This is a genomic window from Alphaproteobacteria bacterium (genome assembly GCA_016722515.1).
GTDB lineage: Bacteria > Pseudomonadota > Alphaproteobacteria > Rickettsiales > JADKJE01 > JADKJE01.
The window spans coordinates 1-11,110 of record JADKJE010000014.1 but is presented as its reverse complement, the minus strand read 5'-3'; the positions used below and the strand labels follow the sequence as shown (position 1 = coordinate 11,110).

13 protein-coding genes are annotated in these 11,110 nt (G+C 48.2%); all 13 read right to left on the bottom strand.

Annotated elements, in window-relative coordinates:
• A partial coding sequence (locus IPP74_14995; GenBank protein ID MBL0320581.1) for a hypothetical protein occupies positions 1-904 on the bottom strand: 904 nt, incomplete at its 3' end.
• Positions 904-1,953 (bottom strand): hypothetical protein, encoded by a 1,050-nt coding sequence (locus tag IPP74_14990; GenBank protein ID MBL0320580.1) that lies wholly within the window; start codon positions 1,951-1,953, stop codon positions 904-906. The genes IPP74_14990 and IPP74_14995, both read right to left, overlap by 1 nt.
• A 3-nt stretch (positions 1,954-1,956) precedes the next feature.
• Positions 1,957-3,519 carry a hypothetical protein gene (locus IPP74_14985; protein MBL0320579.1) on the bottom strand — a complete coding sequence of 521 codons (1,563 nt, stop codon included), beginning with the start codon at positions 3,517-3,519 and terminating at the stop codon, positions 1,957-1,959.
• On the bottom strand, positions 3,516-4,013 hold the full coding sequence (locus tag IPP74_14980) for a hypothetical protein (GenBank protein ID MBL0320578.1): 498 nt from the start codon (positions 4,011-4,013) through the stop codon (positions 3,516-3,518). Before IPP74_14980 ends, IPP74_14985 begins: the two co-directional genes overlap by 4 nt.
• Positions 4,013-5,431 (bottom strand): hypothetical protein, encoded by a 1,419-nt coding sequence (locus tag IPP74_14975; protein MBL0320577.1) that lies wholly within the window; start codon positions 5,429-5,431, stop codon positions 4,013-4,015. The genes IPP74_14980 and IPP74_14975 overlap by 1 nt, the downstream gene beginning before the upstream one ends.
• Complete coding sequence (locus IPP74_14970; GenBank protein MBL0320576.1) at positions 5,428-6,387, bottom strand: hypothetical protein; 960 nt, start codon at positions 6,385-6,387, stop codon at positions 5,428-5,430. Before IPP74_14970 ends, IPP74_14975 begins: the two co-directional genes overlap by 4 nt.
• The gene (locus IPP74_14965; GenBank protein MBL0320575.1) at positions 6,384-7,049 is read right to left on the bottom strand and encodes a hypothetical protein; all 666 of its coding nucleotides are present in this window, start codon (positions 7,047-7,049) and stop codon (positions 6,384-6,386) included. The genes IPP74_14970 and IPP74_14965 overlap by 4 nt, the downstream gene beginning before the upstream one ends.
• A 386-nt stretch (positions 7,050-7,435) precedes the next feature.
• A complete protein-coding gene (locus IPP74_14960; protein ID MBL0320574.1) occupies positions 7,436-8,305 on the bottom strand; it encodes a hypothetical protein in 870 nt (289 codons plus the stop codon).
• Positions 8,293-8,619 (bottom strand): hypothetical protein, encoded by a 327-nt coding sequence (locus IPP74_14955; GenBank protein MBL0320573.1) that lies wholly within the window; start codon positions 8,617-8,619, stop codon positions 8,293-8,295. The genes IPP74_14960 and IPP74_14955 overlap by 13 nt, the downstream gene beginning before the upstream one ends.
• Positions 8,620-8,623: 4 nt before the next feature.
• Positions 8,624-9,511 carry a hypothetical protein gene (locus IPP74_14950; protein ID MBL0320572.1) on the bottom strand — a complete coding sequence of 296 codons (888 nt, stop codon included), beginning with the start codon at positions 9,509-9,511 and terminating at the stop codon, positions 8,624-8,626.
• Between the two features lie 14 nt (positions 9,512-9,525).
• Positions 9,526-10,206, bottom strand: coding sequence for a hypothetical protein (locus IPP74_14945; protein MBL0320571.1), 681 nt, complete (start codon positions 10,204-10,206; stop codon positions 9,526-9,528).
• Between the two features lie 13 nt (positions 10,207-10,219).
• On the bottom strand, positions 10,220-10,681 hold the full coding sequence (locus IPP74_14940; protein ID MBL0320570.1) for a CHAP domain-containing protein: 462 nt from the start codon (positions 10,679-10,681) through the stop codon (positions 10,220-10,222).
• Positions 10,678-11,040: a hypothetical protein gene (locus tag IPP74_14935; protein ID MBL0320569.1), complete on the bottom strand. Its 363-nt coding sequence runs from the start codon at positions 11,038-11,040 to the stop codon at positions 10,678-10,680. The genes IPP74_14940 and IPP74_14935 overlap by 4 nt, the downstream gene beginning before the upstream one ends.
• Positions 11,041-11,110 lie beyond the last annotated feature (70 nt).

The following is an 11,110-nucleotide window of genomic DNA, read 5'->3' as shown; positions in this document are numbered from 1 at the left end:
GATTACCGATGAAGGTATTGAGCTTCTTGTAGATCTCACCAAAGGGACCCGTACCTGTAACAGGTTTCCCTGAGTTTAACTCAGCCTCAATCACATCCACCTTATGCAAGGCTTTAGCATCTGCGTTGATAGATGTCTGAAACTGAGCCAGCATCTTACGTTCAGGTTGAGAGGCTTTAGCTTCCTTAGCTTTAGCAGCAGCCAAAGCATTACGTGCCTTCATCTGAAGGGTCTGACGCCACTGCTGAGAGTGGTCAGCAAGCTTCTTCTCTTCTTGACCCTGCTTCCACTCGATATCACCACGCTGCAATGCAGCTTGTTGATAAAGCCCACGAACCTCATCATCAGAGAGGTTAGGAAGGGTGTTGTTCTGGCGAACCTGACGAAGGAAATCCTCTTGGCGCTTGTTCTCCTGCTCCTTAGCACTGGGTTGATTCTGTTGAATCTGCTCAGCTGTAAGAGCCTGGTACTGATCACCAGAGATTTCTTTGCGGTTAGGGTTAACAGCAGTATCAGGTAACTGAGTAGCAGGCAAAGCCTCAAGCTTACCCTGCTGACGTTGGTTCTCCTTCAAGTCATTCGCGTGACGAAGCTCTTGCTCAGTCTTAGCGCGTTGCTCAGTTTCACCAGCACGGCGGTTATCTTCATCAAGGTTACGGGTAGATGCTTTCATCCACTCAGACTGACGGTCAGCGTTCTGCTTGCTGACAGAAAGTTGACCTTCATCCATTTGCTTCTGATGAGCCAACTGAGCAGACTTCTGCTCACGGTCTTTGTACTCGTTGTACAGATCATTCAGACTCAACGGAAGGTCACCAAACTGCTTCAAACGAGCTTCGTGACGCTGACGGAAGTCAGCATCACGTTGAGAACGGAGAGCATCAAGTTGGAGAAACGGATTCATTAATCCCTCATCGTCTGAACTTTAACTTTGATAACCTGAGATTTATCAGCAGGATTCTCATAGTAGTTATAACCACCAGCTGAGTAAACCGGGCTACCCCAGGACGCAGCGTTCTGAGCGTAATCAGCTTGACTCATCTCTGGTGCATCCCGCACATGAGAGACATCAGTAGCACCGATAGTGGTGTTATCTGGTGTAGGTGCATCACCACCCTGCATACCATCAAGCATCTGCTGATAAGCAGTCCAAGCAGCCTGCTTGATAGCAAGGTTAGCTGCATCGTTAGAGCCTTTAAGCCCCATTCCCAACCGATCAAGGTACTCCTGACGTGCATCAGTGCGAACACCAGAGATAGCCTTTTGAGCATCCAATGCAGCACGCGAACGCATGTCACCAGACAACGCACCTAGGGCACCAGAGGTGCCGAATCCTGATGCACCCATACGGGCATTCAGATCAGCTTGACCAGCACCAACATCACGAAGCATTTGGTCACGGATGAGCTTCTCATCTTCAGTGGTATTACGTGGACCTTCACCGAGAAGTTTGCTAATAGCCTGTTGATACAACTCTTCATTACTCATCGGTGTTTGGCTATCATCTCTCGGATCACCTACAAATGATCCTGGTCCCGGCTTATCGGTTAAAATATCAGTAAATTTATCATTTACTGATTGATTAATCAGTCTCGGAGGACCATTAGCAGCAACAGCAGAACCATCAGAATCAGGTTCACTGAGTTGCATGTTAAACTGACCGGCCGGAGGTGTTCTACCGGTCACGTTTGGCATCCCTTGACCAGAAGACATCCCAGGAGCCGCAGTTGACGGAGGTGCACCAGAGGTCAGACCAGTTGAAGCTGTTGCAGGTCTAGGGCCTTGAGCCTGCTGTGCTGTGGCCTGAGGTGCGCGAACCTGCATGTTCGTAGTCGGTACCACAGGTGCAACATCTTTACCCTCAGACGCCATGCGTGCAGCTTGTGACTGCATTTGAAGGTGCTTAGGGGTTTGTTGCTTAATGAATGATTGCTTAGGTTTCATGTAGAGCATTGGTTACACCTGGAAGAGTACAGCGTACTCCAGTTTTACATCTGCCGTCGTCCCTACCCTGGCACTGGCTCTTAAATTGTAATCATCAGTTGGATCTGATGGGTCTGTTGCTTGTACACCGTTACCACTGAAGAAAGCTCTAATCTGTTCATCAGTGACGGTAACATTATCCCAAACAGCTACATCCCTAACCCGCATTTCTGGAGCTGCAAAACCAGCACTAGATCCCAGTCGGATAAGTTGCGGACCTGTAGGCATAGCAGTACCGGTAGTAGAAGAAGCAGTACCAGCGATATAGGATACAGTGTTACCGACATTAAACTGAAACACCAGGATGAACCAAGCACCAGTCACTTGTGAGAAGTGACCTCCGGTCGGATTATGAACTTCCGGTACAGCGGTATAAAACTGAACTAAGCCGTACCCAGGAATACTGATAATCGTCTGGACTGCATTGACATTATCTACCCAAATACGTAGAGCTAACGTTTTACCGCTAAAATCATCGGTAATATCAAAGTATTGATTAACAAAGATATTACCACCACCAGTGAACTGGTAGTATGAGGAAGCAACAGCAGTAATCGACCCACCTGTGTTACTCACAGATTGCCAAACCTGTGAACCCCATGTTTGGGTAATGGTAGTTCCTGTTGGGATAACACCAGGAGTAGCTGACGAGCCACTGAAACCCTCATCAGGGGTGATAGGCTCTACTTCTTTCGTTGATGCCTCATCCTGCACAGTTGCAGAACCTGTAGTGCTGCTAATGGTGCTTGTTGCAACTGAAGCAGCACTTTGATCTAACAAATCCCATGAAAATACATCAGAACTAGATGCGGCTGTTGCGATATAGGAGAGAAGTCGTGACCACGTTCTACCGGCAGCAGGAAGAGGTAAATCTCTCTTCTGTGTCGACACATCAGAGGTACCGACGTTACGGTACGAAGAAACGTAAATCTTCAGATCATGCGTAGCATCAAAATCAGCTGTAACTGCCGACTCAATAGAGGAAAACTCAGTATTCAACTGAGTGGCACTAACCGTGTCCCCTGATGCAATCTGAAGCACTGAGGTATCGGTATACTCCGTGCGGGTAGCGTTACTCCATCGACTGGAGCGAAAATGAACGATGCAACGACAAGCGGTATTAGTTCCAGAGGTGGAACTATACGTAAAGGTTACCGCTGTATTTAGCGCAACCTTAACACCGTTTTGCTTCTGATACTTCCGTGCTTTAGTGGTTGCACCAGCAGTCGTGACAGAGCAAACTGTTGAGTTCGTAGCGGAACAAGTGATTGAAATAGTCTGACCGGCTGCTTGATAGACCTCCAACTCCAAAGCCAGGATTTCATAACCCTTAGGTGCTTTGATTGTGAAGTATCGTTCAGCTAGGTTAGAGCTAGACGCAAGACCAGTGAAGTCAAGCTCAAAGGAATCGTACGTCCAGTGCCTATTCTGTGACTTCGTCACGTCATTGGCGATTTGCTGGAAGTTACCAATGAGGTGAGTAGGGCTAAGCTGTTGCCCTGTTTCAAACTTAAACGGAATGCGAGGAGGACTCATCGCGTTCTCCTTCTAACCTTAGCCAGTAGAATTAACAATGCTTTATCACATGCTGTTGCACTAGCACTTGACAACTGGAGCTGATAACTGACATTAGCTTTAAGAACAGTGAATGGTGATGTAAAGCTAGAATGAGTATCAGACTTACCAACTACGCTAGTGTTTGTAATCGTTACGGTTTGATCCATCAAATATTTAGTGTACTCAACAGCAGTATCAGGGTTGATAGCTTTGAGCGTACCAGTAATAACTAAGCTCGCATTAGTTGAGTAAGTCTGTAACCGCAACCCCTGCAACTCAATATCATCAAGTGGGGTGAATACGTAGGTTCGCAACGATGCTGCGATAGCATTGGTAAGGTCAAAGACCCTAAGTGTCTTCTGCGTGGTTTCATTTCCAGACTTCATATTAGTCAACAGTGTTGACGTTTTATCTGAGAAGTTGGTATTGAGGTTAGCAGCTGAGATTACGCCAGAGAGTGTAACTAGTGTCATTAGACTCTCCCTTTCCCAGGACCTTTAATATCAATGTCAATGACGTTTGGTATGAGTGCTGGGTAATGCTGAAGCTGAACTTCAAACCCTAGATCGTCACCACGAATCGCCATTGGTACCTTCACCGAGCGTAGCCGATTTTCCTCATACGTGCCGCTACCCCAAGAGCTAGTGCCGATGATAGGTGCATAAGCAATAGGCGTGACACTTTTCTGAGTGTCCAACACCCGTACCATAGCAACCTTGTACGTGTTGACATTAAAACTAACTCTACGGATAACAGGTGAACCTGCTGGAGACCCACCCATTCTACCGGCAATAGACCCGTACATTGTATCAGTACCATCTACAGCACGAGCATTCCCGTTACGGACAAAGAAACGGTTTACACCAGCACCCATGTCCATTAGGAACATCTCGTTACCATCTTGCTCAGACAACAGAGCTGTAACGACAAAACCTGTAGAATAACTAGTGGTGATCCAAGACTGGTACTCAGACGACATATCCGAATAGTGCAGGTATTTACCAATGACAACATAAACGCCGTTTTGACCACCGAAGATCCAACCTTGCCGATAGTCAGCAAAGGTAATCCTACCAGGTGAAGAACGGGACACCATAGACTCATCTAGCGCGATGGTATCAGCTTGCGCATCATCAATTAGGCGGTATCCGCCATCAGTGAGACCAAACACTCTACCAACAGCACAACAGCTATTCCTGAACCCGGCACAGGCGTAATCAGTCAACTTCGACCAGATACCGATAACAAGTTGACCGCTAGCAGCCGCATCCTCAGGAAGAGCCCATACACCAGAAGAGGTGACGATGATAAGTGCCCCGCCCTTATTGACGTGGAGCCCGTACACCGTTCCACCAGGAGGGTTGAGGATGTTCTCAGCCACATAGGTGCGAGGGTACAACGCATCAGAGAAGTAGAGAGCATCACCAGGAGAGATGACAGTTCTACCAGCCCATGAAACGCAAAGACCCTGGGGGATATCCAGGGCTGTAGTCGCAGGGTTTACAGAGTTGACCTTTGCCGCAACAATCAAACCACTACCAACCACACCCCAGAGCGTAGGAAGACCCGGGCAAGCAACAGTAATCTCATCCTCAACAATGGAATGAGTCACATCCATCGGAGCTACAGAGACGCCATAATCGTAGCTGAATAGCTCAACAAGGTACTCGTCTAGGACATAGAGCTTTACAGTAGTATCAAGAACTACAGCGTAATGCCAAACGGAATCATTTGTAGGGTGCTTAACAGTAAAACCACCAAATACTTTGGTGGCTGCTGTAAAGGGTGTAGTACCGCTAAGCGAGTTATCAAACGCCTGACGTACACAAAGCTCCCCAGATTGGAGAGCTTCTACATTACGCAGATCCCAGTTTTTTGTCTTAATGATCATGTGTTATATGATCCTGAAGGTGTGGGTAAATCTGATGCGTGTAATGTAATAGTACCGCAATTAGTATTACCTAAAACTGTATTACTACCAGCACCACCACTAGTGGTAATATTACCACCGGACATTTGATTACCTGACACAACACATTTGCTACCTGTAACAGTTACAGCGGTACAAACATTATCACAAATTCGTACACCATCAGCACTGGTAGTGATAGAGCCTGCACTACCACCTATGAACCTGCTGTTTGTCCCGGACATAGACACGTTGTTTAAATCAGAGTCGATAATCTTACAGACTCCAGCTGTTAACAACAACTCACTAGCGATCAAACCGATCGCATGTACAGCGTTTGTACTGTTTACGAGATAAACACTACCTGCTGCACTTATGACACTATCATACAGATATAGAGTAATATTTGCGGTGTTTTGACAAATGTCATAGGCATTTGAGTAAAATTCTGTGTTGATTAACTTGAAGTACCCGCTCAAAGAGTTAGCGTTCAAGATAAAATCAACAGCATTTCCAATTTTAGAATCTAAAACTTCACAGGAGCAAGTACCGAAAACAGTATCTACTGTACCAAACTTAACCAATGATGTAAACTGTGATGCCGAATCTAGCATCAAGATGTTCTTGATGATAACGTTTACCGTATTAATGGTAAACATTGAGATGGCTGCTGTAGTGGTGAATCCGTTACCGCAAAAATCAATCTCACAAAAAGCTAACTCAGGGGGTATAATAATAGACCGGGTAATAGGAAAACCCTCTGCAATTTCAATACGAAACCTTTTTTTAAGGTTAAGGGTTGCAGAGGTTCCACTACCCAAGCCAATAAAATAAGTGATAGCGGCTTGAAGCTCCGCTTCAGACCGCACAACACGTTTATAGGTAGCAGATTGACTCAACGGCTGCTGCCACGGGAGTCTCCGCTTCTCCAGACTCATGACAACACCAAGACGAGCTGCTTGGTTGAAGCAGTCCAAGTGTCTTTAACCCACTTGATGTGATCAGAATGCCAGCCACGAGAAACAGGGAACGGCATAGCACGTGGAACATGAGCATGAGTAAGTACCGTTCCCATCAGTTCGCTATTCAATGACTGAAGCTCAGCACGAAGCTCAGCATCCTTCACAGCACAGAATATAGCAGCCTGGACACAAACCCAATGGTCGAATGCATACCAGGAGTTGTAAGCAGTCGCACCAGAACCAACCAGAGGATGTGACGTGGTAGTCGGAATAGCCATCCTAGGAACATAGCGAACCTGCACAGTCCTAGACGTCGAATCCGCTAGACCGCGGTCCTCGGTCTTGTTAGCCTTAATCGGGTAGTAGCTGTTTCCAAACTGCACTGAAAGACCTTTAACCACCAAGGGATCCTCGGTGGTTAGGTCACAAACGCCAGAAGTAGTGGAGGTTTTCGACGCAAGCACATCAAAGCGCTCTCCTCCGTTAGCCAGGTAATCATCAAGGCACTTACTCAAAGCATACTGCAACGCAGTATCAATCTGCGTCGTTGACCAACGTTCATTCGGATTGGATGCATCGTTGTCATCCAGATGATCCGCAACGATGGTGCGTGCTTGTGCAAGTGTCAACGTGCTCATTTGTTACCCAACCAAATCGTCGTTCGATTAGCTCGACGGAAATCATCCGTCATCTCGCACAACTCATCGACTCGTCTTTGGGCCGCTTCTTTTTCTTCATCTTTTGCTAACGAAGCCAATTCATTTGCAAGAGCAGTTACCGCTTCTTGCGACTACCGCGAGTCGCCAGAAGACGAGAAAAGGGATACTCCGCAGAGATTGCGGTTATGTCCCGATTCACCTTCACCAAGATAGAGATATCATCGGTGAGTGGAATCTTGACCGGAATCTCTTCCGCAACCAAGATGTCACCGAGGACACTCTTCATGGGGATGAGCCCCCACGGACGACCATAACGTTCAATCTGTTCAATAAGCTGAGTCCGTGAGGGCTTCATCATTTACCTATCAGGCTGCAAGAGCAGAGAAGCGAGCACAGCCGTTACGACGTTCGCAACGAGTGTTAAACGCACCCCACACCTGGACATCATAGACGAGAGTGGTGGTACCGACGATCATAGCACCTCGGTCCATACCCTTCTTCGCTGCTCCGTCAAAGTCAGGAGCGAAGTCACGGAACACGTGAAGCTTCACATCCTCATCATTGAAGAAGTACAGCTCAGTGTCGCCAACGTTCTCGTCCGTGAACACCGGGATGCCCTCAAACTCAAACGCTGCACCACCAACCGCATCCATTTTACCGCCCATGAAGCGACGGTTGTTGAGCAGTTGGTTGCTGTATCGCTCTTCATTCTTGCGGTTGCAGAGAATGTACTTCGGACGCTTGCTACGCCGACGAACCAGGGTCGTCAGGAGCGCACGCATTGCACCAACGGTAAGCGTGGTGGTCGTGGAGTCGGTGATGCCGGTCCACTCGTTACCAGTCGCCAGGATGCCGTGAAGCGTCGAGCTACCAGTCACATCCGCCAAGGTAACCATCGTTGCATTGCTGGCTTGCGAACCTGCAAGGTACAGGATGTCGGTCGTCAGGATACCGCTTGCATCTGCAACAGCAGAGCAAGTGATCGTGCTGACACCTTCACCGTTCGCCGGGATAGCAACTTTGCTAACCGTAACGGTTTCAGTCTTTGAGCCTGAGCGGTACACGTCAATCGACATACCGACGCGGAAAGGCGACGGATCGTTAACCGTGAACGTGGTAGCAGCCTGTGCAACCGAAGTAGCGACAGAACCGAGGCTCAGACCGAAGAAACCGCGAGCAAGCTGACGACCGAGGGACTTACCCAACGAATCCATCTGCTCTTTCACGATATCCACACCGTCTTCAAGAGACGATGCAAGACCAGCAGCAACACGGGGAACCGAGAGGCGACCATGAGAGCAACCGGCAGGTAGGTACCCTGCGACGGAGTGATAGAACCACCCGTCGGCAAAGTGCCACCATCCGCCAAGAACGAGGTAGACGAAAGTTCGCCTGCCTTAACGTTCACAACACCGACCTTATCCGGCTTCTTCAGCTTCTTGATAACGCCTTGACCCATCGCAGGAAACTCTTCGTTAGCCTGCTCATTAACCACACTGTTGATGTATCGGCCGACAAGCGCCGAAATGTTATGTGCTTCGATACCCATTGTACTACCCTGACACTGACTTGAGGTAGGCGATCATACCATCCCTCGTTGAAGGATAATCTGGTGTGATCCCACCGGCTCGCGCATTGATACGCTTCGGTGCACCAGAGTTAGTTTCGAGTTGGTCCCTGACCTGACTCGCTTTCTTCCGCTGCTGAGAAACAGCAGCAAGTGTTTGAGCAACTTCCGCCATTGTAACTTCCTCACCAGCTTCGGCAGCGATTGCGTATCCACGAAGAACTTTACGCGCAAAGTCCTTTGCTTCTTCACCACGCAGACCATAACCACTAGAGAGGCTCAACGCTTGCTCTGTAAACTGAGCAGCCTTATCCTGCACCTCAGATTCAACGAGTGATTTTGCTCGTGCTTCGTCTTGTTGCTGGCGGATACTCTGTTCGAGTTCTTGCTCGCTAAGCTTCATCTTAAGTCGGAAATTCTCTTCCGCTTCGTGCGGAACTTCATATCCAACTTGCTTAGCCTTGGCCAACTCTTCGTTGTATCGCTTCTCAAGAGCAATTGCACGATTGCGATAAAGGTTTGCAATCTTTACCGCTTCATCAAGGTCACGGGCGTTTCGCTGAGCAAGTTCTTGCGCAGCTGACGCCTGTGCCTTCAGTCGTTGATACCGATTCGGCTTCTTAGGCTTGTCAGTATCTTTCTCCTCTTCCTCTTCATCCGAATCTTTCGATTCTTCTTCATCAGAAGAGTCTTCGGTTTCTTCAGCCTTGGCTTTCGCTTTTGGCTTAGATTCCTTAACAACTTCCTCTTCCGTACCCTCAGCACCTTCTTCTGATTCGACTTCTCCCTTTAGGGAGTTAATCATCTCAGTACGAAGATCAACCTTTTCGGTTGGCTTTGCGGTAGTCTCAGTAGAAGTAACAATAGGTTCCATGTATCACCTTTCAATCAACCGTATTTGACACCCAGACGACGAATGAAGTCTGGCTCTCCATCTTGGAAGTAATCAATCACAAAACCCTGCGTAATCGCAATGGTAGTACTGAACAGCGTACCAACGTCAATAGCAGAGTCCAAACCACCAACCACCAGTGACGAGCTAAGATCAGCCTGTACCTTAGACACAGTCGCGTCGGGGGTAGTGGGAATTGCACTGATGATGGTGATATGACGGACGGATTTGTAGCTCTTGATGGGTTTTTGCAGACCCAACCAGAGCGTATCCGTACCAAGCGAGCAAGTATCCGACGCAGCGTTATTGGCAATTGAGATGATAGTAGCCGAAGTTACCTCATCGTAAATCTTCGTTGATTTGACAGTCTGAGCGCTAGAACCTGACGCAATAGTCAGTGTCTCAGAAATGGTGCGACCAAAACGCTTACCAACCACCAAGACAGAGATAGCGAGGTTAGAACCAGATGCATCCGTGCGCGTAAACAGAAGCTTACGCGGGTAAAGAAACGGAGCAGTCTTTGCAATTGTCAGAGCATCACCTGCAACTGATGCGCTGATATCAGCAGAAGCTACAACCTCTGTAGCAGACGAAGCGGTAGGAAAAAGGATGATTTCCCGGTGAAGGGCAAGCGTGGACGAAGGATCTAGGTTACGAGCGCTAATTCCAAGTGGCATTTGTCATTTCCTTTCAGGGCATCCGACCAAAACCTGTGATGCGAGGATCATCCAGTTTATGTTTTGTTCGTCGCACCGAATCACTAAGGTTACCTTCAATCGTGTGAATTACCGTGCCCTCTACACGTTCCACGATCCCAGTGTGCCGACCAGGTCCCCGGTCACTAGCACCCCGTGTTTTGAAGAATACAACATCTCCGACTTTCGGTTCCCGGTAGTGCCACTCATGGTCTTTAAAAATAGACTCTAGGAAGGAAACTGAAGCCAATGGATTAGCTTTCTTCACACTAGGAACAACATCACCAGGGATTGGTTTACCAGCCGTTCGATAACACCAAACTACGAAATGTGCGCACCAAGCCTCTGATCTTCCACCAGTAAATACAAAAACAGACTGACCATCATTATGGCCAGTCTGTTCTTTAATACCGACCTGATCAGAAGCAATCTTCAGCAAGTCGTCTGTAAAACTCACAACCGCTTCTCCGGGAGATTCTCAGCCGCTTTCTTTGCTGCATCAGACAAAGCATCATCTCCGATAGCATCAAGGATGAGCTTTTCTGCATCAGCGTCGTTCTTGGGGTTAGCATCACTAAGCTTAGCAGCTGCAAGCCTACGCTTAGCTTCTGCACGGGAGTGAAACCAACCAGACAACCCCATCAGAGCAGCCCGACCGATACCGACCACCAGAGCAACTGCTGCTGGACCAAGCGTAGCCGCTACCAGTGCAGCCCACCACGGGACACCCTCAGGAACAGGAACAGCACCAGCACCCATCAAAAGAGGAAGAGTTGCAGAGGCAGTTCCCAACGTCATTAGACTCAATTTCATCACGGTCCCCCATCTACAGTTTGATCAATCAACCCAGCAGTTTCGGCATCATCTGTATCGTCGGTTGGATCTA

Excerpts from the sequence above, each read along its gene's own strand:
- IPP74_14945 (MBL0320571.1), bottom strand. The coding sequence starts at position 10,206 with ATGCCACTTGGAATTAGCGCTCGTAACCTAGATCCTTCGTCCACGCTT.
- IPP74_14990 (MBL0320580.1), bottom strand. The coding sequence starts at position 1,953 with ATGCTCTACATGAAACCTAAGCAATCATTCATTAAGCAACAAACCCCT.
- IPP74_14985 (MBL0320579.1), bottom strand. The coding sequence starts at position 3,519 with ATGAGTCCTCCTCGCATTCCGTTTAAGTTTGAAACAGGGCAACAGCTT.
- IPP74_14965 (MBL0320575.1), bottom strand. The coding sequence starts at position 7,049 with ATGAGCACGTTGACACTTGCACAAGCACGCACCATCGTTGCGGATCAT.
- IPP74_14955 (MBL0320573.1), bottom strand. The coding sequence starts at position 8,619 with ATGGGTATCGAAGCACATAACATTTCGGCGCTTGTCGGCCGATACATC.
- IPP74_14950 (MBL0320572.1), bottom strand. The coding sequence starts at position 9,511 with ATGGAACCTATTGTTACTTCTACTGAGACTACCGCAAAGCCAACCGAA.
- IPP74_14970 (MBL0320576.1), bottom strand. The coding sequence starts at position 6,387 with ATGAGTCTGGAGAAGCGGAGACTCCCGTGGCAGCAGCCGTTGAGTCAA.
- IPP74_14980 (MBL0320578.1), bottom strand. The coding sequence starts at position 4,013 with ATGACACTAGTTACACTCTCTGGCGTAATCTCAGCTGCTAACCTCAAT.
- IPP74_14975 (MBL0320577.1), bottom strand. The coding sequence starts at position 5,431 with ATGATCATTAAGACAAAAAACTGGGATCTGCGTAATGTAGAAGCTCTC.